The sequence below is a fragment of the Escherichia sp. 94.0001 genome (assembly GCF_013369155.2).
Taxonomy (GTDB): Bacteria; Pseudomonadota; Gammaproteobacteria; order Enterobacterales; family Enterobacteriaceae; genus Escherichia; species Escherichia coli_F.
The window spans coordinates 34,583-58,116 of record NZ_JABWMS020000022.1; the positions used below are offsets into that span (position 1 = coordinate 34,583).

The 23,534-nt window shown below is 52.9% G+C and carries 23 protein-coding genes; 7 read left to right on the plus strand and 16 right to left on the minus strand.

The window, feature by feature from the left end:
- The first annotated feature begins 3 nt into the window (after window positions 1–3).
- Window positions 4–519: an inosine/xanthosine triphosphatase gene (gene yjjX / locus HEN33_RS12655; protein ID WP_022646480.1), complete on the plus strand. Its 516-nt coding sequence runs from the start codon at window positions 4–6 to the stop codon at window positions 517–519.
- Here yjjX and trpR read toward each other — a convergent pair.
- Together trpR and sltY are read right to left on the minus strand one after the other, a co-directional pair.
- Complete coding sequence (trpR, locus tag HEN33_RS12660; protein WP_000068678.1) at window positions 513–839, minus strand: trp operon repressor; 327 nt, start codon at window positions 837–839, stop codon at window positions 513–515. The two genes, yjjX and trpR, sit on opposite strands and share 7 nt — an antisense overlap.
- Window positions 840–928: 89 nt before the next feature.
- Window positions 929–2,866, minus strand: coding sequence for a murein transglycosylase (gene sltY / locus HEN33_RS12665; protein WP_176263841.1), 1,938 nt, complete (start codon window positions 2,864–2,866; stop codon window positions 929–931).
- 210 nt (window positions 2,867–3,076) lie between these two features.
- Between sltY and ettA the strand changes: the two genes are divergently transcribed.
- Entirely contained in the window at window positions 3,077–4,744 is a 1,668-nt protein-coding gene (ettA, locus tag HEN33_RS12670; RefSeq protein WP_000046749.1) for an energy-dependent translational throttle protein EttA, read from the plus strand.
- A 55-nt stretch (window positions 4,745–4,799) separates the two neighbouring features.
- On the opposite strand, the gene nadS is transcribed toward ettA, so the two are convergent.
- The 5 genes from nadS to serB all read right to left on the minus strand — a co-directional run bounded on the left by nadS (window position 4,800) and on the right by serB (window position 9,162).
- Complete coding sequence (gene nadS / locus HEN33_RS12675) at window positions 4,800–5,084, minus strand: NadS family protein (RefSeq protein WP_000007436.1); 285 nt, start codon at window positions 5,082–5,084, stop codon at window positions 4,800–4,802.
- A 1-nt stretch (window position 5,085) separates the two neighbouring features.
- Entirely contained in the window at window positions 5,086–5,418 is a 333-nt protein-coding gene (locus tag HEN33_RS12680) for a type II toxin-antitoxin system RelE/ParE family toxin (RefSeq protein WP_000513551.1), read from the minus strand.
- Between the two features lie 91 nt (window positions 5,419–5,509).
- The gene (gene nadR, locus HEN33_RS12685; RefSeq protein ID WP_000093833.1) at window positions 5,510–6,742 is read right to left on the minus strand and encodes a multifunctional transcriptional regulator/nicotinamide-nucleotide adenylyltransferase/ribosylnicotinamide kinase NadR; all 1,233 of its coding nucleotides are present in this window, start codon (window positions 6,740–6,742) and stop codon (window positions 5,510–5,512) included.
- Window positions 6,743–6,762: 20 nt separating this feature from the next.
- The gene (radA, locus tag HEN33_RS12690; RefSeq protein WP_001029698.1) at window positions 6,763–8,145 is read right to left on the minus strand and encodes a DNA repair protein RadA; all 1,383 of its coding nucleotides are present in this window, start codon (window positions 8,143–8,145) and stop codon (window positions 6,763–6,765) included.
- A 48-nt stretch (window positions 8,146–8,193) separates the two neighbouring features.
- Complete coding sequence (serB, locus tag HEN33_RS12695) at window positions 8,194–9,162, minus strand: phosphoserine phosphatase (protein ID WP_001132956.1); 969 nt, start codon at window positions 9,160–9,162, stop codon at window positions 8,194–8,196.
- A 105-nt stretch (window positions 9,163–9,267) separates the two neighbouring features.
- Here serB and HEN33_RS12700 point away from each other — a divergent pair, with 105 nt between their 5' ends.
- Genes HEN33_RS12700 through HEN33_RS12710 form a run of 3 tightly spaced genes read left to right on the plus strand, consistent with a single transcriptional unit; the run spans window position 9,268 to window position 11,251 of the window.
- On the plus strand, window positions 9,268–9,912 hold the full coding sequence (locus HEN33_RS12700) for a YtjB family periplasmic protein (protein WP_000124615.1): 645 nt from the start codon (window positions 9,268–9,270) through the stop codon (window positions 9,910–9,912).
- Window positions 9,913–9,939: 27 nt separating this feature from the next.
- Window positions 9,940–10,956: a lipoate--protein ligase LplA gene (lplA, locus tag HEN33_RS12705; RefSeq protein ID WP_000105851.1), complete on the plus strand. Its 1,017-nt coding sequence runs from the start codon at window positions 9,940–9,942 to the stop codon at window positions 10,954–10,956.
- Between the two features lie 31 nt (window positions 10,957–10,987).
- Complete coding sequence (locus HEN33_RS12710) at window positions 10,988–11,251, plus strand: helix-turn-helix domain-containing protein (RefSeq protein ID WP_176263840.1); 264 nt, start codon at window positions 10,988–10,990, stop codon at window positions 11,249–11,251.
- A gap of 160 nt (window positions 11,252–11,411) precedes the next feature.
- Here the strand turns inward: HEN33_RS12710 and deoD are convergent, their stop codons facing one another.
- The 4 genes from deoD to deoC form a co-directional block, all read right to left on the minus strand.
- Entirely contained in the window at window positions 11,412–12,131 is a 720-nt protein-coding gene (gene deoD / locus HEN33_RS12715; protein WP_000224877.1) for a purine-nucleoside phosphorylase, read from the minus strand.
- 56 nt (window positions 12,132–12,187) lie between these two features.
- Complete coding sequence (gene deoB / locus HEN33_RS12720) at window positions 12,188–13,411, minus strand: phosphopentomutase (RefSeq protein WP_000816471.1); 1,224 nt, start codon at window positions 13,409–13,411, stop codon at window positions 12,188–12,190.
- A gap of 51 nt (window positions 13,412–13,462) precedes the next feature.
- Window positions 13,463–14,785, minus strand: a complete 1,323-nt coding sequence (gene deoA, locus HEN33_RS12725; RefSeq protein ID WP_176263839.1) for a thymidine phosphorylase — start codon at window positions 14,783–14,785, stop codon at window positions 13,463–13,465.
- A 163-nt stretch (window positions 14,786–14,948) separates the two neighbouring features.
- On the minus strand, window positions 14,949–15,728 hold the full coding sequence (deoC, locus tag HEN33_RS12730) for a deoxyribose-phosphate aldolase (RefSeq protein WP_001295412.1): 780 nt from the start codon (window positions 15,726–15,728) through the stop codon (window positions 14,949–14,951).
- A gap of 258 nt (window positions 15,729–15,986) precedes the next feature.
- Between deoC and HEN33_RS12735 the strand changes: the two genes are divergently transcribed.
- Together HEN33_RS12735 and HEN33_RS12740 are read left to right on the plus strand one after the other, a co-directional pair.
- A complete protein-coding gene (locus HEN33_RS12735) occupies window positions 15,987–17,537 on the plus strand; it encodes a YjjI family glycine radical enzyme (protein WP_176263838.1) in 1,551 nt (516 codons plus the stop codon).
- The gene (locus HEN33_RS12740; RefSeq protein ID WP_176263837.1) at window positions 17,509–18,372 is read left to right on the plus strand and encodes a YjjW family glycine radical enzyme activase; all 864 of its coding nucleotides are present in this window, start codon (window positions 17,509–17,511) and stop codon (window positions 18,370–18,372) included. The genes HEN33_RS12735 and HEN33_RS12740 overlap by 29 nt, the downstream gene beginning before the upstream one ends.
- 229 nt (window positions 18,373–18,601) lie before the next feature.
- Here HEN33_RS12740 and HEN33_RS12745 read toward each other — a convergent pair whose 3' ends face one another.
- The 5 genes from HEN33_RS12745 to prfC form a co-directional block, all read right to left on the minus strand.
- Window positions 18,602–19,384, minus strand: coding sequence for a metal-dependent hydrolase (locus HEN33_RS12745; protein ID WP_032183151.1), 783 nt, complete (start codon window positions 19,382–19,384; stop codon window positions 18,602–18,604).
- Window positions 19,381–20,454 (minus strand): patatin-like phospholipase family protein, encoded by a 1,074-nt coding sequence (locus HEN33_RS12750; protein ID WP_032183149.1) that lies wholly within the window; start codon window positions 20,452–20,454, stop codon window positions 19,381–19,383. The genes HEN33_RS12745 and HEN33_RS12750 overlap by 4 nt, the downstream gene beginning before the upstream one ends.
- A 121-nt stretch (window positions 20,455–20,575) precedes the next feature.
- A complete protein-coding gene (locus HEN33_RS12755; protein ID WP_000490275.1) occupies window positions 20,576–20,737 on the minus strand; it encodes a DUF1328 domain-containing protein in 162 nt (53 codons plus the stop codon).
- Window positions 20,738–20,865: 128 nt separating this feature from the next.
- A complete protein-coding gene (gene osmY / locus HEN33_RS12760; protein ID WP_001295410.1) occupies window positions 20,866–21,471 on the minus strand; it encodes a molecular chaperone OsmY in 606 nt (201 codons plus the stop codon).
- Window positions 21,472–21,863: 392 nt separating this feature from the next.
- Window positions 21,864–23,450 carry a peptide chain release factor 3 gene (gene prfC / locus HEN33_RS12765; protein WP_176263836.1) on the minus strand — a complete coding sequence of 529 codons (1,587 nt, stop codon included), beginning with the start codon at window positions 23,448–23,450 and terminating at the stop codon, window positions 21,864–21,866.
- Between the last annotated feature and the right edge of the window lie 84 nt (window positions 23,451–23,534).

Genomic DNA, 23,534 nt, shown 5'->3' on the forward strand with positions numbered 1-23,534 from the left:
ATTATGCACCAAGTTGTCTGTGCGACCACCAATCCCGCTAAAATTCAGGCCATTCTGCAGGCATTTCACGAGATCTTCGGCGAAGGATCCTGCCATATTGCATCCGTTGCCGTCGAGAGCGGTGTACCGGAACAGCCCTTTGGTAGTGAGGAAACGCGCGCTGGCGCACGAAATCGGGTGGCAAATGCTCGCTGTTTACATCCAGAGGCTGATTTTTGGGTGGCGATTGAAGCTGGCATTGATGGTGACAGCACCTTCAGTTGGGTGGTGATTGAAAACGCCAGCCAGCGTGGCGAAGCGCGTTCGGCAACTTTGCCGTTGCCTGAGGTGATTCTGGAGAAAGTGCGTGAAGGCGAGGCGCTCGGCCCTGTGATGTCGCGTTATACCGGCATTGATGAAATTGGCCGTAAAGAAGGTGCAATCGGCGTATTTACCGCCGGGAAGCTCACTCGCGCCAGCGTCTATCACCAGGCGGTGATCCTGGCGCTGAGTCCGTTTCATAATGCCGTGTATCAGTGATCTTTCAGCAACACCTCTTCCAGCCACTGGCGCAGCTCGACAGGCGCGGCTTTCAGACTGTTAGATCCACGCGTAATCGTCGCGATGCCCGCGCCGAGTTCATTTTTCAACTCACGCTGGCTCATTTCGCCGCGCAACAGCTCTTCGACAATACGCACGCGAGTCCCCAACGCTTCGCGCTCATCTGGCGTCAGCATCAGGTTTAACAACGGTAAATGGAGATCGTTTTGGTAGGCATTCTTAAGCAGGTCGACAAAACGTAACCACTCCTGGTGACGCTGTTCTGCCATCGCTGCTGAATAGGGTGATTGTTGGGCCATAATATGTCGCCATTGTTAGCGGGGGAAGCAAAATGCCTCCCCCGGTTGTACTCGCTAAAGAGTACGATAGCATATCATAAACGTGCGGATCAGTAACGACGTCCCCATTCCATGGCGCTCATCAACGTTGGTTTATCCCCCATGAAATAGCGGTAGTAAGCGTCATAAGCCAGCACGTTCTTCACATAACCGCGCGTCTCGGAGAACGGAATACTCTCGACAAATGCCACTGCGTCGATACGACCAGCGCTGTTGCCGAGCCAGGTGCGCACTCGTCCAGGTCCGGCGTTATAAGCTGCTGAGGCGAAAATACGGTTATTGCCAAACTGCTGATAAACATATTGCAGGTAACTGGTGCCGATGTTGATGTTCGTTTCCGGATCCAGCAATTGCCCAGGGCTGCTGTAGCCAGGAATAGAGAACATCTTCACCGTATGGGTCGCCGTACCAGGCATAATCTGCATCAGCCCGCTGGCCCCTACCGGTGACTTCACTTTCGGATTCCAGGCGCTCTCCTGACGGGCAATCGCCATCGCATAGCTTTGCGGGATCTCCTTACCGCTGGTGTAACGTTTGAAAAAATCGTTGTAGGCCAGCGGGAATCGTTCTTCCAGATGATCCCACAACTTCCCGGCGATCGTCGCCTGAACGCTGAGATCCCACCATTGGTTGTTGAAAGCATACCGTGCCAGCTGTGCCTGCTCTGTTTTTGACTTGCTCTTCACCAGATTGGCCCACTCGCTACGCGCGGTGTTATCGAGATTCCAGTACATCAACTCGCGCACGCGCGCCATCTCCGGCCCCTGAGTCAGGGTGCTGTCAACATTCTGCGGCGCTTTATCAATCTTCAGCTCATACTCTTCGCCGATGCGCTGTGCAGCAACCATCGGGTAGAAACCACGCTGTTGCATGAGTTGATGCAGAATCTCTTTCGCTTCAGCTTCGCGTCCGCGTTCCAGCAATAAATCGGCCTGCCAGTAACGCCATTCATCTTTCTCTTTCGCTTCCATCGGCAAACGCGCCAGCCAGGTATTCAGGCCACGCCGATCGCCAGTGCCAAGCGCCATCCGTACTCGGCGTTCAATCAACGAGGTGGATTGCGAGCGCATAATGGCGTCATCGCGCCATTTCGCCTGCTCGTCGGTGACATCGTTGCCCATCAAACGCCAGGCGACGATATCGCGCAGTTCCTGAATCTGATCTTCATTAAGCTGCTGTGCCTGAGCAAGCGATGGAATCATCAGCCGTGCATTTTCAGCATCCTGCCGCGCCACGCTGGCAAACGCCACCGCCGCCATTTGACGGGTAAAATCGGTCGCACCGGTTGTACGCGCGAAGGTCAGTACCGTATTAGGGTTGTTCGCCAGAGAAATAATCGCCGAGGCGATAGTCTGGTAATCGGCAGGCATCTGCCCTGCCAGCACTGTTACCAGACCTGTGTTACCTGCTTTCATCGCCAGACGGATACGCTCTAAATACGCCAGCGGATCTTGTTTACCTGACGCACGCCAGACGCTAAATAACTTGTCACAGGCGTTAGGCTGGCTCTTGCCGGTTAGCCACAGCTCTTTCGCCCCTTGCCAGGCTTCTTCACTCTGCCCGGTGTTCCATTTCGCATAGTAGTAATTACATTGCGCTTCGGTAGTTCCGGGCTTTTCCGGGCTAAAGGCTAACAAGCCACGCCAGTCTTCACGCCGCGCCAGTTCATTGACGAAACGAGATTGCAGCGTGCGAGCGGGAGGAAGCGTGGGGTTAGCGCGAACAAAGTTAGTGACCGTCACCGCCGGTTGATTCATCAGGTCATCGGTGATCTGGCGGTATTCCAGGTAGGGATAAAGCGGATAATCCTTCAGTCCAGGCATCATTTGTTCGACCACATCCATTTGTCGATTATCCCAGGCCTGCTTAATTTGCGCGTAACGGCTACGCTGCTCATCCAGTGAGTCGGCTCGCGCCACGCTGCTGACCGTCAGCAGACAGACACCGACAGCCAACAGCCGCCAGGTAACGTGTTTGGCTTTTTCCACAAGCGCATCCTCTAAGTGTCAATACATCAATGCAGCGTCATGCCGCGTAATAGATTTATGCTAACCAGTCATTGCCGTTTACGCCACGTTACGGACACTTTTTTACTTTTACTGCGAGGGTGATCGACCGGCTGGGATTAGATAAGGAAACAGGCTACACTTCGCCTTTGAAAACTCATCATCACGATAAACATAGAGGCGAAGTCCAACGTGGCTCAATTCGTTTATACCATGCATCGTGTCGGCAAAGTTGTTCCGCCGAAACGTCATATTTTGAAAAACATCTCTCTGAGTTTCTTCCCTGGGGCAAAAATTGGTGTCCTGGGTCTGAACGGCGCGGGTAAGTCTACCCTGCTGCGCATTATGGCGGGCATTGATAAAGACATCGAAGGTGAAGCGCGTCCGCAGCCAGACATCAAGATTGGTTACCTGCCGCAGGAACCTCAGCTGAACCCGGAACACACCGTGCGTGAGTCCATTGAAGAAGCGGTTTCTGAAGTGGTTAACGCTCTGAAACGTCTGGATGAAGTGTATGCGCTGTACGCCGATCCGGATGCCGATTTTGACAAGCTGGCCGCTGAACAAGGCCGTCTGGAAGAGATCATTCAGGCTCACGACGGTCACAACCTGAACGTTCAGCTGGAGCGTGCGGCGGATGCGCTGCGTCTGCCGGACTGGGACGCGAAAATCGCTAACCTTTCCGGTGGTGAGCGTCGTCGTGTGGCGTTGTGCCGCCTGCTGTTGGAAAAACCAGACATGCTGCTGCTCGACGAACCGACCAACCACCTGGATGCCGAATCCGTAGCGTGGCTGGAACGCTTCCTGCACGACTTCGAGGGCACCGTGGTTGCGATTACCCACGACCGTTACTTCCTCGATAACGTTGCAGGCTGGATCCTCGAACTTGACCGCGGTGAAGGTATTCCGTGGGAAGGTAACTACTCCTCCTGGCTGGAGCAGAAAGATCAGCGTCTGGCGCAGGAAGCTTCACAAGAAGCAGCGCGTCGTAAGTCGATCGAGAAAGAGCTGGAGTGGGTACGTCAGGGAACTAAAGGCCGTCAGTCGAAAGGTAAAGCACGTCTGGCGCGCTTTGAAGAGCTGAACAGCACCGAATATCAGAAACGTAACGAAACCAACGAACTGTTTATTCCACCTGGACCGCGTCTGGGCGATAAAGTGCTGGAAGTCAGCAACCTGCGTAAATCTTACGGCGATCGTCTGCTGATTGATGATCTGAGCTTCTCGATCCCGAAAGGGGCGATCGTCGGGATCATCGGTCCGAACGGCGCGGGTAAATCAACCCTGTTCCGTATGATCTCTGGTCAGGAACAGCCAGACAGTGGCACCATCACTTTAGGTGAAACGGTGAAACTGGCATCTGTCGATCAGTTCCGTGACTCAATGGATAACAGCAAAACCGTTTGGGAAGAAGTTTCCGGCGGGCTGGATATCATGAAGATCGGTAACACCGAGATGCCAAGCCGCGCCTACGTTGGCCGCTTTAACTTTAAAGGGGTTGATCAGGGTAAACGCGTTGGTGAACTCTCCGGTGGTGAGCGTGGTCGTCTGCATCTGGCGAAGCTGCTGCAGGTTGGCGGCAACATGCTGCTGCTCGACGAACCAACCAACGATCTGGATATCGAAACCCTGCGCGCGCTGGAAAACGCCCTGCTGGAGTTCCCGGGCTGCGCGATGGTTATCTCGCACGACCGTTGGTTCCTCGACCGTATCGCCACACACATTCTGGATTACCAGGATGAAGGTAAAGTTGAGTTCTTTGAAGGTAACTTTACCGAGTACGAAGAGTACAAGAAACGCACGCTGGGCGCAGACGCGCTGGAGCCGAAGCGTATCAAGTACAAGCGTATTGCGAAGTAATGCGTAAAATGCCGGATGCGGCGCGCCAGCATCGCATCCGGTAATAGTTAAATGATTAATGGGAGGCAAGTTCCCGGAAAAAGGCAGGATTTTCTTTAATTGTGGCAAGTACTTTTGCAGCCAATCCCGTAGGATTTCTTCGCTTCGATTCCCAGCTTTTAATGGTATCCACACTGGTTCCCAGAGCTTTTGCCATCTCACTTTGCGAAACGTTGAGTTGCTCACGAATAGCTTTAACATCCGCAATTTCGTAGCGGGTCACCCGTGCAGGTTCTTTTAAACCTTGTTTAATCTCGACAGCCTCTTCCAGAGAGGTTTTCAACTCATCAAAAAAACTCATTTTATACCTCACCTTTGAGCAGTTTCGTCAACTTCTTTAGTTGAGCTTTTTCCGTATCTGTCAGACTGTCTTTGGCATTCTTCGGATAGGCCATAATCAAATAAATAATCTCTTCCGTCGCCAGAAAGTAAATTATTCTGACACTACCACTTTTTCCCTGTGAACCCGCAGCCATTCGGACTTTACGCAATCCACCAGTCTGCTGAATGAGATCACCTTTATCGGGAGTTCCGATGAGTTCTTTTTGCAATTCCTTTAATTCATCATCGGTTGCAATCTGCTTGATCTGACGCGTAAACATTGGCGTCTCTATAAATATTATCGCCTTGCCCATTACCCCTCCCTGGCAGGTACATTGTACACCAAAATGGAGTACTAAGTACACTTTTGAATCAGTAATATCACTCAACATCTTATAAAGATGATTATCCCTGCTCCCCCATCATCTCCCGCACCAGCTCCACGCAGCGCAGGAAACGGCTATCGTAATCGTCCTCTTCAACCCGAACAAATTCGATATTGTTCTCTTCCAGCATCTCCACCAGCAAGTTCTGGAACTCTTTGCGATCCACCGAACTGCCGAGACTGCGTAAACCATCCGCCACCCACGGCGTGTTGTTCTCCAGCAGAATCACCAGATCAAAACGGTATTCATCGATCAGCGCCTGTACGAACGGATGCTCGCGCCCTTCGTACTTTTTGCAGAACGCCTGAGTTGTCACAAAATCGGTGTCGATAAACGCCACTTTATTGGCATATTTTACTGCAAAATCAATATATTGAGCGTGTCCAAGCGCGATTTTATCGTAGTCGGAATACTGCAATGCAATCTCATCGCCGCCAAGATGCGAAAAGACATAATCGCGACCATATTCCCATGCACTGGTAGTGTTGAAGATATTGGCAAGTTTGTTTACCAGGGTGGATTTACCGCTCGATTCGCCGCCGAGGATCGCCACGGTGCGCACAAAGAACGGCTTCACTTCGGTGGGAATATATTCCCAGTAGCGGAACGGGTTTTCGCGGATCTGCGCACCGCTGATACTCATAAAGGTGCGTTTCGGATCGACCAACACCGTTTCGATCCCCAGATGTTCCATATACTGCGGCGCATCGGCTTCTTCCGAGGTGTAGATCAGATCCGGCTGGATCCCTTTTTCAGCCATAAACTTTTTGATGCCGTTGCTCCACACATCCCAGCCATGCGGATACGGCTCCATGCCCTCTTCGTTGAAAGCATGAATGCGAATATTTTTCTGATATTTAAAAGTTTGCAATAACCAGCGCAGACGATCCGGCACCGTGGGCTGCTGCGACATGGCGCTATCTTCGAACAACGCGCGGTCGCGGGTATCGTCAAAGCCCATAATGATATGCAGTTCGTCAACCTGACTACAGGCACGCTGGATAAGGTAGATATGTCCGGTATGCAGCGGGTAAAACTTACCGAATACAACACCAATAGTTTTCTTCTGCCGGGGAAATTCAAGTCCCAAATAACGGTGCAACGCCTCCAGCTTTTGCGCGCTGGGGCTTTTAATTTTGGCATTCAGTAACTGGCTTAAATACCCTTTGGTCATACCGCTGGCATCAGCCACCTGCTGTAGCGTACAGCCCTGTTGCTTGATGGCAGTTTTCAGATAATCAAATGACGACATATCTCCCTCCCTATCTCTCATTATAAGTCGTCGAACACGCTAAGCGCGTCGGAGAGTTTTTTAACGCCAAAAATCTGCATCCCTTCCGGCGCTTTTTTCGGCACGTTGGCTGCCGGAACAATCGCCCGCCGAAAACCATGTTTCGCCGCTTCAGAGATTCGTTCCTGGCCGCTGGGCACCGGGCGGATCTCCCCTGCCAGCCCGACTTCACCAAACACCACCAGATCCTGCGGTAGCGGTCTGTCGCGCAGGCTGGAAACCATCGCCAGTAGTAACGCTAAATCGGCACTGGTTTCCGTCACCTTCACGCCGCCGACCACATTCACAAATACATCCTGATCGGCCATTTGCAACCCACCGTGACGGTGCAGCACCGCCAGCAGGATCGCCAAACGGTTTTGCTCCAGCCCTACTGCGACGCGGCGTGGATTCGCCATCATCGAGTGATCGACCAGCGCCTGGATCTCCACCAGCAGCGGACGCGTTCCTTCCCACACCACCATCACTGAGCTGCCGGAGGTCACTTCATCGCCGCGGCTTAAGAAGATGGCGGAAGGGTTGCTAACTTCACGCAGTCCCTGTTCAGTCATCGCGAAGACGCCCAGCTCATTCACCGCGCCGAAACGGTTTTTATGGCTGCGTAAGGTGCGGAAACGGGAATCGGCATCGCCGTCCAGAAGCACCGAGCAGTCGATACAGTGTTCCAGCACTTTAGGGCCTGCCAGCGAACCATCTTTGGTTACGTGCCCCACCATGACAATCGCCACGCCACGCGTTTTGGCGAAGCGCGTCAGATAAGCCGCCGTTTCACGCACCTGCGCCACGCTGCCAGGTGATGATTGTACATCCGCCATATGCATCACCTGGATGGAGTCAATAACCATCAGCTTCGGTTGCTCTTCTTCGGCAATCAGGCAGATCTGTTCGATGCTGGTTTCCGACAACATATTGAGATTGTCAGTCGGCAGGCCGAGGCGATGAGCGCGCATTGCCACCTGTTGCAGCGACTCTTCGCCGGTGACATACAGCGTTTTCATCTGCTGGGCCAGTTTGCACAGCGTTTGCAGTAGCAGCGTGGATTTCCCTGCGCCTGGATTACCGCCAATCAGAATGGCGCTTCCCGGCACCACCCCACCACCTAATACGCGGTCGAACTCTTTAAATCCGGTTGAAAAACGCGGCAACTCCTCAAGGCTGATATCGGAAAGTTTCTGGACTTTTGCCACCCCGGCGCTACCGGCATAGCCACTGAGACGCTCGTTACGCGCCACCGTTGGCGACGCAGCAAGACGCACCTCGGTGATGGTGTTCCAGGCATGGCAGGCGCTGCACTGCCCCTGCCAGCGCGGATAATCGGCCCCGCATTCATTACAAACAAAGGCGCGTTTTGGAGCTTTTGCCACGGTGTACCTCGTTAATGCTGTGCCGCCCGCAGGATGACGGGCGGACAATTACTTCTGATTCAGGCTGCCAGAGAGGATGCAGAATACCCCCATCAGGTCAGCGTGACGGATGGTGACTTCCGTCTTTTCATTCACTTTTGGCTTGGCATGGTAGGCAATCCCCAGACCTGCCGCTTTGATCATCGGCAGGTCGTTGGCACCATCGCCAATCGCCACGGTTTGCGCCAGCGGGATTTCATACTCCTGCGCCAGGCGGGTCAGGGTTTTCGCTTTATACTGAGCGTCTACAATGTCGCCAATCACATTACCGGTAAATTTACCGTCCATAATCTCCAGTTCATTGGCTACTACGGCGGTCAGGCGCAGCTTATCGCGCAGGTATTCGGCAAAGAAGGTAAAACCGCCGGAGGCAATCGCCACTTTCCAGCCCAGCGTTTCCAGCTTGAGTACCAGTTGCGTTAAGCCTGGCATCAGCGGCAGATTTTCCCGCACCTGTTGCAGAATGTTCGCGTCAGCGCCTTTCAGCGTCGCCACGCGGCTGCGCAGGCTGGCGGTAAAATCGAGTTCGCCGCGCATCGCCCGCTCGGTTACTTCCGCCACCATCTCGCCGGTTCCGGCCAGTTTGGCAATTTCATCGATACATTCAATCTGGATGGCGGTGGAGTCCATGTCCATCACCAGCAAACCCGGCGTGCGCAGGTGCGGGATTTTCCCCAGCGGGGCGACATCCAGTTGTGCTTCATGGGCCAGGCGCGTAGCCCGGGCGGTAAGTGAACCTGCCAGACGAATCACCTGATAATCTTCCACGCACCAGGCGGCAACAATCACCATCGCTGCGCCCAGTTTGCTCTGGTACTGAGTCAGACGTTGTTTATCCAGCCCACGACCATACAGCAGCCAGCCGCTACGACCTGCGTGGTAATCCAGTGGCATCACTTCATCACCACTTAATGAAAGAGGCAGACCAGGCCATAAAGAGACATCTTCAGGCAGGTCGCACCAGGTAATGTTAGGCATTAAGGCTCCTGTAAAATCGTTCGAAGCAGGGAAAATAACGCATGAGGCTACCTTGTATCCATTGCTTCTGGCAACATTAAGTCTCAAATTTTCAAAGGGTGGAAGATGGCTCGCACAAAACTGAAATTCCGGCTGCATCGGGCAGTGATTGTCCTGTTCTGTCTTGCCTTGTTAGTGGCGCTGATGCAGGGGGCATCATGGTTTAGTCAAAACCACCAGCGACAGCGTAATCCGCAGCTGGAAGAACTGGCCCGCACCCTGGCGCGGCAGGTGACGCTGAACGTTGCGCCGCTGATGCGTACCGACTCGCCGGATGAAAAACGTATTCAGGCGATCCTCGATCAGTTAACGGATGAAAGCCGCATCCTCGACGCGGGCGTCTATGACGAACAAGGCGATCTTATCGCCCGTTCTGGCGAAAGCGTCGAAGTGCGTGACCGGCTGGCGCTCGACGGTAAAAAAGCGGGCGGCTATTTTAACCAGCAGATTGTCGAACCCATTGCAGGGAAAAATGGTCCGCTTGGCTATCTGCGCCTGACGCTCGACACCCATACGCTCGCCACTGAAGCCCAACAGGTGGATAACACCACTAACATTTTACGCCTGATGTTGTTGCTCTCGCTGGCAATCGGCGTAGTGCTGACCCGCACGCTGCTACAGGGTAAACGCACCCGCTGGCAGCAATCCCCCTTCCTGTTAACCGCCAGCAAACCGGTGCCGGAAGAGGAAGAAAGCGAGAAAAAAGAGTGACCCATTACTACAAGAAAGGAAATCGTTATGTCCACATTACGCCTGCTCATCTCTGACTCTTACGACCCGTGGTTTAACCTGGCGGTAGAGGAGTGTATTTTTCGCCAGATGCCCGCCACGCAGCGCGTTTTGTTTCTCTGGCGCAATGCCGACACGGTAGTGATTGGTCGCGCGCAGAACCCGTGGAAAGAGTGTAATACCCGGCGGATGGAAGAAGATAACGTTCGCCTGGCACGGCGCAGTAGCGGTGGCGGCGCGGTGTTCCACGATCTCGGCAATACCTGTTTTACCTTCATGGCTGGCAAGCCGGAATACGATAAAACGATCTCCACCTCGATTGTGCTCAATGCACTGAACGCGCTCGGTGTCAGCGCCGAAGCGTCCGGACGTAACGATTTGGTGGTGAAAACCGCCGAAGGCGACCGTAAAGTCTCAGGCTCGGCCTATCGCGAAACCAAAGATCGTGGCTTCCATCACGGCACCTTGCTACTCAATGCCGACCTTAGCCGCCTGGCAAACTATCTCAACCCGGATAAAAAGAAACTGGCGGCGAAAGGCATTACGTCGGTACGTTCCCGCGTGACCAATCTGACCGAATTGCTGCCGGGAATTACCCATGAGCAGGTTTGCGAAGCCATAACCGAGGCCTTTTTCGCCCATTATGGCGAGCGTGTAGAAGCGGAAATTATCTCCCCGGACAAAACGCCGGACTTGCCGAACTTCGCCGAAACCTTTGCCCGCCAGAGTAGCTGGGAATGGAATTTCGGACAGGCTCCAGCGTTCTCGCATCTGCTGGATGAACGCTTTACCTGGGGCGGCGTAGAACTGCATTTCGACGTCGAAAAAGGCCATATCACCCGCGCCCAGGTGTTTACCGATAGCCTCAACCCCGCACCTCTGGAAGCTCTCGCCGGACGACTGCAAGGCTGCCTATACCGCGCTGACATGCTGCAACAAGAGTGTGAAGCGCTGTTGGTTGACTTCCCTGAACAGGAAAAAGAGCTACGGGAGTTGTCGACGTGGATAGCGGGAGCGGTACGGTAACTCGCTGATTAAAATATCCAGGGAAGGAAATATGATCGATCTGAAGAACCAGGAACGGGAGATTATCAATTTAATGTTCAGCCAGGGTATATCCTGGCTAACCGTCGTGCGTATCAGGCATAAACTATCACTTGCTGAAGTTAGTAAAATGTTGGGTATCTCGATTAATTCTCTAAAACAAATCGAAAAGACGGAACGGCTTAGTTCAAACATCAAAAACAAAATGGCAGGAATTTATGGTTGTCCGCCAGAGTTGCTGATATGCCCTTACTGGATGACGGCTGAACATAAATGAATAGATTCGTGAATAGATACTCGAATGGATTTAATTTTCTATCTATATGAAAAATAATAGTAAATCTATAAATCAGTTGCTATTGATGAATAAATACTAAAAAGCCGGAGCAGTCTCCCGCTCCGGCTTCACAAGGCAATCGCCTTTCAGCAAAACACAATTACTCTTTATCGCCCAGCAGAACGGATTCCAGTGCGATTTTGATCATGTCGTTGAAGGTGGTCTGACGCTCAGCGGCAGTGGTTTGCTCGTGAGTGCGGATGTGGTCAGACACGGTGCAGATGGTCAGGGCTTTCGCGCCAAACTCTGCAGCCACGCCGTAGATACCAGCCGCTTCCATTTCCACGCCGAGGATGCCGTATTTTTCCATCACGTCGAACATTTCGCCGTCCGGAGAGTAGAACAGGTCAGCGGAGAACAGGTTACCAACGCGAGCATCAATGCCCAGTGCTTTAGCTGCATCTACTGCGTTACGCACCATGTCGAAGTCAGCGATAGCTGCAAAGTCATGGTCTTTAAAACGGATGCGGTTAACTTTGGAATCGGTGCAGGCACCCATACCAATCACTACGTCACGCAGTTTTACGTGCGGCAGAACTGCGCCACAGGAACCAACGCGAATGATTTTCTTCACGCCGAAATCGGTGATCAGTTCTTTAGTGTAGATGGAGCAGGACGGGATACCCATACCGTGGCCCATTACAGAAATTTTGCGGCCTTTGTAAGTACCGGTGAAGCCCAGCATACCGCGAACGTTGTTCACTTCACGAGCATCTTCAAGGAAAGTTTCAGCAATATACTTCGCACGCAGCGGGTCGCCTGGCATCAAAACTACGTCAGCGAAATCGCCCATTTCTGCATTAATGTGTGGAGTAGCCATCATTTTATCCTTTTTGTGACATATTAAAGGCGGAGTCACTGCTCCGCCCAAATCCATCAGAACATGGCTTTGCCATATTCCATATCAGAAGTACCAAAATATTTTGCCAGAGTCTGGCCGATATCCGCGAAAGTTTCACGGTGCCCCAGCGAACCCGGTTTTACTTTCGGGCCGTAAACCAGTACCGGAATATGTTCACGGGTATGGTCAGTACCGGTCCAGGTCGGATCACAACCGTGGTCAGCAGTGAGGATCAGGATGTCGTCATCGCGCAGCAAAGACATCAGCTCTGGCAGACGGCGGTCGAACAGTTCCAGACCCGCAGCATAACCGGCAACGTCGCGACGGTGGCCCCAGGAAGAGTCGAAGTCAACGAAGTTGGTGAAGACGATGGTGTTATCACCCGCTTCTTTCATCTCTTTGATGGTGGCGTCAAACAGCGCGTCCAGGCCGGTCGCTTTCACTTTTTTGGTGATGCCGCAGTTAGCGTAGATGTCTGCAATTTTACCGACAGAAACCACCTGGCCGTGTTTTTCATCAACCAGTTTCTGCAGCACGGTCGGTGCTGGCGGTTCAACAGCCAGGTCATGACGGTTACCGGTACGCTGGAAGTTACCGGCTTTGTCGCCGATAAACGGACGAGCGATAACACGACCGATGTTGTAGCCGCCGTTGGTCAGCTCTTCACGGGCGATTTCGCACAGTTCGTAGAGTTTATCCAGGCCAAAGGTTTCTTCGTGGCAAGCAATCTGGAACACGGAGTCAGCGGAGGTATAGAAAATCGGCTTGCCGGTTTTCATGTGCTCTTCGCCCAGCTGATCCAGAATGACCGTACCGGAAGAGTGGCAGTTACCGAGGTAACCCGGCAGATTAGCGCGTTCGACCAGTTTATCCAGCAGCTCTTGCGGGAAGCTGTTTTCGTGATCGGAGAAGTATCCCCACTCAAACAGAACCGGGACACCGGCAATTTCCCAGTGACCAGACGGGGTGTCTTTACCGGATGACATTTCGTGCGCCCATGCGTACGCGCCGATAACTTCAGCGTTGCCGTCCATTCCCGCCGGAATGAAACCGGTAGAACCTTCGTGTGCTTTCGCCAACCCCAGACGGGTCAGATTTGGCAGATTGAGCGGGCCTTTACGACCATTATCAGCTTCGCCTTTGGCACAAGCTTCTGCGATATGACCCAGGGTGTCAGCCCCGACGTCACCAAAGCGTTCTGCATCTTCTGTAGCGCCGATGCCGAATGAGTCCAGCACCATAATAAATGCACGTTTCATATGTTCTCCGTACTCAGTGCTTCAAATTTAAATGATCAGATCAGTATACCGTTATTCGCTGATACGGCGATAGACAGTTGGTGTGCTTTCCGGTGCTTTATCGGCAAGTTTAATTGCCGCTTTCACCGCTTTCGCCGCTTCCTGCCAGCTGTTTTCGTCTTTCGCGTGGATAACCGCCAGCGGACGCTGGCCGTCGACCTGGTCGCCCAGACGCGCCATATCAGTAAAGCCGACGCTGTAATCGATGGTGTCAGATGCCTGACGGCGACCGCCGCCCATTGCAACCACTGCCATTCCCAGCGCGCGGGTATCCATTTCACTGACAAAACCTTCGGTATCAGCATAGACTGCTTTCGTCAGCATCGCTGTCGGCAGATACTTCGCGTAGTTCTCAACGAAGTCGGTCGGGCCTTTTTGTGCCGCTACCATACGACCAAAGACTTCTGCCGCTTTACCGTTGTCCAGTACCGCCTGCAATTTCGCGCGCGCTTCGGCGTCATCTTTCGCCAGTTTGCCGGAGGTAAGCATCTCCACACACAACGCCATCGTGACATCAAACAGACGCAGGTTACGGTACTCACCTGTCAGGAACTGCACCGCTTCACGAACTTCAACCGCGTTACCGGCACTGGAGGCCAGCACCTGATTCATGTCGGTGAGTAGCGCGGTGGTGCGCACGCCAGCGCCGTTAGCCACGCCAACAATCGCTTCGGCAAGGGCTTCAGAGAGTTCGTAGGTCGGCATAAACGCGCCGCTACCGACTTTCACGTCCATCACCAGTGCATCCAGACCTTCCGCCAGTTTCTTCGCCAGGATCGAGGCAGTGATCAGCGGGATGGAATCCACGGTTGCGGTAATATCGCGGGTCGCGTAGAAACGTTTATCCGCCGGAGCCAGTGAACTGGTCTGGCCAATAATCGCCACGCCGACGTCTTTAATAATTTCGCGGAAACGGTTGTCATCCGGGAAAATGTCGAAGCCAGGGATGGATTCCAGTTTGTCGAGCGTACCGCCAGTATGGCCGAGGCCACGACCGGAGATCATCGGAATATAGCCGCCGCAGGCAGCGACCATTGGCCCCAACATCAGCGAAGTCACATCGCCGACGCCGCCGGTCGAGTGTTTATCAACAATCGGGCCATTCAGATGCAGGCTTTTCCAGTCGAGAACGGTTCCTGAATCTCGCATCGCCATCGTCAGCGAGACACGCTCCGGCATTGTCATATCGTGGAAGAAAATGGTCATCGCGAGGGCGGCAATCTGCCCTTCGGAGATAGTGTTGTCGCGAATGCCGTTGATAAAGAAGCGAATTTCTTCATCGCTCAGCGCATGACCATCACGTTTTTTACGAATAATTTCTTGTGCGAGAAACAAGGTAACCTCCCGTGGAATAAGTTTGAAGGCGTTGTTGCCAGATGGCGGATGTTGTTATTGCCTGATGCTGACCGCTTCTTATCCTGCCTACACGGCAATCGTCCCGTAGGCCGGATAAGGCGTTCGCGCCGCATCCGGCATCCACCCTCTGGCAAAAGGCAGCTTAGTAGCTGCTGGCGCTCTTACCGTCGCCGTGGCCCAGCGCTTTCAGCAGGCTTGCCAGCAGGCTGGAAGCACCAAAGCGGTAGTGACGCGCATCAGCCCAGTCAGCACCGAACAGTTCATCTGCGATGGCAAGATATTTCTGCGCATCTTCCGCAGTACGCACGCCGCCCGCCGGTTTGAAACCAACGGTTTTTTCTACGCCCATGTCGCGAATCACTTCCATCATGATGCGCGCGCTTTCCGGCGTCGCATTCACAGCCACTTTACCGGTAGAGGTTTTGATGAAATCAGCACCCGCTTTAATGGAGATTTCAGACGCTTTGCGGATCAGCGCTTCGTCTTTCAGTTCGCCGGTTTCGATGATCACTTTCAGCAGTACATTCGCTGCCGCGCAAGCCTCTTTACAGGCTTTCACCAGGTCAAAACCTACCTGCTCGTTACCCGCCATCAGCGCACGGTACGGGAACACCACATCAACTTCATCGGCACCGTAGGCGATTGCCGCGCGGGTTTCGGCCAGCGCGATTTCGATATCGTCGTTACCGTGTGGGAAGTTGGTTACCGTAGCGATACGGATTTCCGGGGTACCCTGCTCTTTCAGCGTTTTGCGAGCAATTGGGATAAAGCGAGGATAGATACAGATAGCGGCGGTATTGCCGACCGGAGTTTTGGCCTGATGACACAGGGCGATCACTTTCTCGTCGGTGTCGTCGTCATTCAGGGTGGTCAGGTCCATCAATTTCAGTGCACGCAGGCTGCTTGCTTTCAGATCAGTCATTTCATTCTCCTGGCTTGTCGCCAATAAAATTCACCTTGCGAGTTTGTTAGTATTCTAACATCGACTCCGCAACACACTTCGATATACATCACAATTAAGGAAATCTACTTACAAAATTGCATTACTGTAATGCGATCTGGTTCAAATAATTCACTTTCAAATGAATGCGTCAGTGGTGGCAAACGCATCAGGATCAAAGTGAACATCACGAAACTTCTTACAATGGCGCATCACCTTCGGCATAAAAAGGAACAGAAGATGCCCACTTCTCATGAAAATGCACTGCAACAACGTTGCCAGCAAATTGTCACCAGCTCAGTACTTAGCCCGGAGCAGAAGCGCCATTTTCTGGCGCTGGAAGCAGAAAACAATCTGCCTTACCCACAGCTTCCTGCCGAAGCCCGCCGCGCGCTGGATGAAGGTGTAATCTGCGATATGTTTGAAGGTCATGCGCCGTATAAACCGCGCTATGTCTTACCCGATTACACCCGTTTTTTGGCCAACGGTTCCGAATGGCTGGAGCTGGAAGGCGCAAAAGATCTTGATGACGCACTCTCTCTGCTGACCATTCTTTACCACCACGTTCCTTCGGTCACATCGATGCCGGTCTACCTGGGGCAACTGGATGCGTTGTTGCAACCGTATGTTAGAATTCTAACACAAGACGAGATCGATATTCGAATAAAACGTTTCTGGCGTTACCTCGACAGAACCCTGCCAGACGCCTTTATGCACGCCAATATTGGCCCATCTGATTCACCCATTACCCGTGCGATTTTACGCGCAGACGCAGAGCTGAAGCAGGTTTCACCGAACCTGACTTTTATCTACGATCCTGAAATCACCCCTGATGACCTGCTGCTGGAAGTGGCGAAAAACATCTGTGAATGTAGCAAACCGCACATCGCCAACGGTCCCGTGCATGATAAAATTTTCACAAAAGGGGGCTACGGGATTGTGAGCTGTTACAACTCACTGCCGCTGGCGGGTGGTGGCAGCACGCTGGTACGCCTTAACCTGAAAGCCATTGCCGAGCGCAGCGAATCGCTGGATGACTTCTTTACGCGCACTCTACCGCACTACTGCCAACAGCAGATCGCCATCATCGATGCGCGGTGTGAATTCCTCTATCAACAATCACACTTCTTTGAGAATAGCTTCCTGGTGAAAGAAGGGCTGATTAACCCTGAACGTTTTGTGCCTATGTTTGGCATGTATGGGCTGGCGGAAGCGGTTAACTTGTTGTGTGAGAAAGAAGGAATTGCCGCGCGTTACGGTAAAGAAGCCGCCGCAAATGAAGTGGGTTATCGCATTAGCGCGCAACTGGCGGAGTTTGTCGCCAATACCCCCGTGAAATATGGCTGGCAAAATCGCGCCATGCTACACGCACAGTCGGGGATAAGTTCCGATATCGGCACCACGCCGGGCGCGCGTTTGCCGTATGGCGATGAGCCAGATCCGATCACCCATCTGCAAACTGTCGCCCCGCATCATGCTTATTATTATTCCGGCATCAGCGACATTTTGACGCTCGACGAAACCATCAAACGTAATCCGCAGGCGCTGGTACAGCTTTGCCTCGGTGCCTTTAAAGCCGGAATGCGTGAATTTACCGCCAATGTCAGCGGTAACGATCTGGTTCGCGTTACCGGTTATATGGTGCGTTTGTCGGATTTAGAAAAATATCGTGCCGAAGGTTCACGTACCAATACCACCTGGCTGGGAGAAGAAGCCGCACGCAACACTCGTATTCTGGAACGCCAGCCGCGCGTTATAAGCCATGAACAGCAGATGCGCTTTAGTCAGTAAGATTATCCCCTTCTCCTGCGTTGACGGGCCAGGCAGTCGTCTGGCTCTGTTTTTACAGGGCTGCAATCTGCGCTGCAAAAACTGTCACAATCCGTGGACGATGGGGCGCTGTAATGATTGCGGGGAGTGCGTGCCACAGTGTCCGCATCAGGCGTTGCAGATTGTTAACAGCAAAGTAGTGTGGAACGCAGCCGTCTGCGAGCAGTGTGATACCTGCCTGAAGATGTGTCCGCAACATGCCACGCCGATGGCGCAATCCATGAACGTGGACGAGGTGCTTAGTCACGTCCGCAAAGCGGTGCTGTTTATTGAAGGGATAACGGTAAGCGGCGGCGAAGCCACGACCCAGTTACCGTTTGTGGTGGCGCTGTTTACTGCTATCAAAAATGATCCACAACTGTGTCATCTCACCTGTCTGGTGGACAGTAACGGCATGTTGAGCGAAACCGGCTGGGAAAAATTACTCCCGGTGTGCGACGGCGCGATGCTCGATCTCAAAGCGTGGGGAAGCGAATGTCATCAACAGCTAACCGGACGCGATAATCAGCAGATCAAGCGCAGTATTAGTCTGCTTGCCGAGCGCGGCAAGCTGGCAGAACTGCGTTTGCTGGTAATCCCAGGCCACGTGGATTATTTGCAGCATATCGATGAGCTGGCGGCGTTTATCAAGGGACTTGGCGATGTTCCGGTACGCCTGAACGCGTTTCATGCCCACGGCGTGTATGGCGAGGCGCAAAGCTGGGCGAGCGCCACGCCGGAAGACGTTAAGCAATTGGCTGATGCGTTACGGGAGCACGGGGTGAGCCGGTTGATATTTCCGGCGCTGTATTTGTGACATGGCGGATGCAGCCTACGGTTCGGCACAGACCTGTAGGCCTGATAAGACGCGTCAGCGTCGCATCAGGCATTGTGCGCCAACTGCCGGATGCGGCGTGAACGCCTTATCCGGCCTACGGTTCGGCACAGACTTGTAGGCATGATAAGACGCGTCAGCGTCGCATCAGGCATTGTGCGTCGACTGCCGGATGCGGTGTGAACGCCTTATCCGGCTTACGAAGGGCAGACTACCCACGAACGTTAAACACCGCATACGTGTTATTAAGCAACACTTCGGCAATCTCATCCGCGGGTTCCGGGCGTAACTCGCACAGCACGGCAAACACACGGGCGGCCTGTTCAGGGCGATTAGGCTGCCCCTGAAAACCATTGAGCGGCATATCTGGTGCGTCGGTCTCCAGCAACAACGATGCCAGCGGCAGCTTTGCGATGACATCGCGGGTTTTACTGGCGCGTGGATAGGTGATAGTACCGCCTACGCCAATTTTGTAGCCCAGCTGCACAAACCGTTCAGCCTGTTGCAGGCTGCCAGAAAAACCATGAACCACACCAGTGCGTGGCAAATTTTGGCGTTTAAGATGCATCGCCAGTTTGTCATGCGTGCGCCGTGAATGAAGGATCACCGGCAGATCGTAGCGTTTCGCCAGTTTCAGTTGTTCATCAAGCAACCACTGCTGCCTCTCAAATTGCGGATCGTCACCAAAGAGATCCAGGCCGATCTCCCCCACCGCCACCACCTTCGTCGGACGTCTTCCCAACGCCTGCTGTAACTGATCCAGCGATGCATCGTTATGTTTTTCCAACATCCCCGGATGCAACCCTAAAGCGGCATACAGCGGTTGATAATTTTCCGCTAACGCCTGCACGCGGGCAAAATTTGCCGCCTCGGTGGCCGGAACAATGATCTTGCCTACGCCCGCTTGTGCCGCGCGTTGCAGGCTGGCCTCTTCATCGCCACTAAACGGCGGGAAATCAAAATGGCAGTGGGTGTCGATAAAACGGCAAATCAAGCCAAATCCTCATTGTTAAATGTCGGGTCGTTCGCCTGTGGAGCGTCTATCACCTCGGTAACCAGCGTATCGTTGGCGACGGGTGCAGGCGGAATAACGATCGACTCCGGCGTCACCACCGGCACCAGATGGCGGCTCAGCGGCGCTTTTTCAGTCAATAACTTACCGACCGTTGCCAGAAAATAACGCCCGCATAAACGCCCAAGTTTATAGTCTTCACGCAGCGCCGGAATCCGACTGCCGAGCGCGATACTATGTAATGGCTTCGGCGGATAAATTTCGAATATCCTCAACTGGCCCGGTGGTTTCTCAATAAATTGCTGAATCTCACGATAGCTGGTTTCATGATGCTGCACCAGATTGACCAGCGGCTGCAGGCTACTGTCACCCAGCCAGCGTTCCATGCGTTTGAACCACTGCGGCGTGTAGTACATTTGTGACGGCACAGTGCGGATGACGACTAACGTTTTTGCGCCCTGCCTTGCCGCCTCTTTAACCGGGATCGCATCACTGATCCCGCCATCCAGGTAATTAATGCCTTCCAGCGACACTCCGGTACGATAAAAGCCCGGTATCGCACTGGAGGCGCGAATCACATCCAGCCAGTTCTGTTTGTTTGGCAAAAAGTAATTCGGCGCATAGTCATCCTGACGACAAGCGCACATATAAAACGATTTGCCGCTGTCAAATAGCCGCGCTGCGGTGTCCATTTGCAACGGCATCTGGCTTGCGGTGGCCTCCACCAGCCAGTCGAGATCGATAAGATTTCCTCCACGGACAAAGCGCAATGGATCGAAAAATTCGCGTTTTGTGGTATAGCGCATGATGACTTTGCGCGCGTAACCGGGCTGATTGCAGATATACGCCGAGAGGTTCTGCGCCCCGGCAGATGTGCCGAGATAAAGATCGAAAGGATTAAACTGCGCGCGCATAAACTCATCCAGCACGCCAGCTGTGAAAATTCCACGCTGCCCGCCGCCTTCGCACACCAGAGCTATTCGTCCAGGCTGGAACGGCCTTAGCGACAACGGCGCAATATTACCAAGCGTTACAGGTATTCGCTGCCCCACCTCTGCCTTCCTGTTTTTGTTGTGAAAGAATGACAAAGTAACGCAATTTATTATTCGCTAAAACAGCAAAAGCCAGTCCGCTGGACTGGCTTTGGATAAAATTTTCTTAATGGTCTGAAATCTAGGGTCGTTTTCGGCCCATGAACAAACTCACCAGGAACAGAATAATCCCGACGACAAAGACAATTTTAGCTGCGCCCGCAGCGGTACCGGCCAGACCACCAAACCCAAGTGCGGCGGCGATTAACGCGATAACCAGAAATATGATGCCCCAACGAAACATATAAGCGTCTCCTTTACCATAGTTAATGTCACCGCTTGATATGAGCGTGAAAATCACTCAATGCGATATTTTTAGTGTGGTGCACATCGCGCCTCCCGACAAAGTTCGGGAGGTCGAATTACGACGAATTACTTAGTTTTCAGATCATTTTTAACGCTTTTCACACCATCTACCGCTTTGGCGATACTTTCAGCACGGTCACTTTGTGCCTGAGAATCTACGGTACCGGAGAGCTGAACCACACCATCGGTGGTTTCAACTTTCACTTTACGTGAAGGGACGATATCGTCCGCCAGCAGTTTGGCTTTGATTTCACTGGTGGTGGCGGTGTCACCCGCGTAGCCCTTCACAGAACCTTCTTTAGCGTCGCGAACGTGCAGTTTGTCGCTGACAGAGGTCACGCCTTCAACGCCTTTCGCCACTTTCACTGCCTCTTCGGCCTGGGCCTGGCTTTCAACGAAACCGCTCAGAGTCACGACTTTTTGATCGGTTTTGACAGAGATATCGGTGCTCTTGATGTTGTCATGATCCACCAGGGCCGCCTTCACTTTCGCGGTGATGGCGCTGTCATCCATGAAATTACCGACTTTATTCATAGAGCTATCGACTTTTTGCCCTGCGCTTTCATTGGTAGTCTGCGCGTTGTTTTCTGCGTAGGCAGAGCCGGTCGCGACGGCAGAGGTCAACATTACAGCCAGCAGAGTTTTCGAAATCTTCAGTCTTGTCATAGTCATCGATTTATTCCTGTATGTTTGCTCGTAATTTGAGCCTGGCAACACGAGGTTGCATTGCTGAATAGGGAGAGGCTTCACCCTCTACAGAAGTCAATGGTCGCTATCACAAAAGCGATGGCTGATGAATAACGACCATTACAGCCTCTGAATCAGTTATTAATATCGGTAGAATGACAATCGACGGCTTTAGATACTGATATCTACGCATTGAACGGTATTTAACGCCGTCAGAAATGTCATTACTTTGTTAAATATAGATCACAATTTTGAAACCGCTCGGGATATCCCCTAAAACATAAGTAAAAGTGAATGTTTTAAGAACATTCCGTAAGCGGCTAATAAGGAAGGGAAATTGACAGGGCGCAGCGGCTACCGCGCCCTGGAGGCAAGAATTAATGCTCGCGAGTCTGGTGGAACTGAACGTCCGGATAACGTTCCTGCGCCAGGCGCAGGTTGACCATGCTGGTAGCGATGTAAGCGAGGTTATCGCCGCCATCAAGCGCCAGTTGGCTTTCGTTCTTACGCTTGAACTCTTCGAATTTCTTCGCGTCCGCACATTCTACCCAGCGTGCAGTGGCAACGTTGACTGACTCATACACTGCTTCAACGTTGTATTCGCTCTTCAGGCGCGCTACCACCACATCAAACTGCAGCACACCAACCGCACCAACGATCAGGTCGTTGTTGGAGATCGGACGGAACACCTGCACCGCGCCCTCTTCGGAAAGCTGTACCAGCCCTTTGAGCAGCTGTTTTTGCTTCAGCGGATCTTTCAGGCGGATACGACGGAACAGTTCCGGCGCAAAGTTCGGGATACCGGTGAACTTCATCATCTCCCCCTGGGTAAAGGTGTCGCCGATCTGAATAGTGCCGTGGTTGTGCAGACCAAGGATGTCGCCCGGATACGCTTCTTCAACATGCGAACGGTCGCCCGCCATAAAGGTCAGCGCGTCGGAGATCACCACATCTTTCGCGGTGCGCACCTGGCGCAGCTTCATACCTTTTTCATATTTACCAGATACCACACGCATAAACGCCACGCGGTCGCGGTGTTTCGGGTCCATGTTGGCCTGAATTTTAAATACGAAGCCGGTAAATTTATCTTCGCTCGCCTCTACGGTACGGGTATCAGTCTGACGCGGCATCGGCGCAGGTGCCCACTCTACCAGGCCATCCAGCATATGATCGACGCCGAAGTTACCCAGCGCAGTACCAAAGAACACTGGAGTAATTTCGCCCGCAAGGAACAATTCTTTGTCGAACTCGTTAGACGCGCCTTTCACCAGTTCCAGTTCGTCACGCAGCTGCTGTGCCAGATCTTCACCAACCGCAGCATCGAGATCCGGGTTATTCATCCCTTTAACAATACGGACTTCCTGAATGGTGTGACCTTTACCGCTCTGATAGAGATAGGTTTCGTCTTTATAAAGGTGGTAAACGCCTTTAAACAGCTTGCCGCAGCCAATCGGCCAGGTGATCGGTGCGCAGCCGATTTTCAGCTCGTTCTCAACTTCATCGAGCAGCTCCATCGGATCGCGGATATCACGGTCAAGTTTGTTCATAAAGGTGAGGATCGGCGTGTCGCGCAGACGGGTAACTTCCATCAGCTTGCGGGTACGATCTTCAACACCTTTTGCGGCGTCGATAACCATCAGGCAGCAGTCCACCGCCGTCAGAGTACGATAGGTATCTTCCGAGAAGTCTTCGTGCCCCGGGGTGTCGAGCAGGTTAACCAGGCAGTCGTGATACGGAAACTGCATCACAGACGTAGTAATGGAGATCCCACGCTGCTTTTCCATCTCCATCCAGTCCGACTTAGCGTGCTGGTTGGAACCACGGCCTTTTACTGTACCGGCGGTCTGAATGGCCTGTCCGAACAGCAGCACCTTCTCGGTGATGGTCGTTTTACCGGCGTCCGGGTGAGAAATAATTGCAAAGGTTCTTCTTTTCGCTACCTCTGCGGCCAAAAGGCTTGTCATAATTGTTGTCTCTTTGATTATGTACAATCATATGTACAAAGAAAAATTCATGCCGCTGATTGTACATTTTGGAGGTATCAGAGC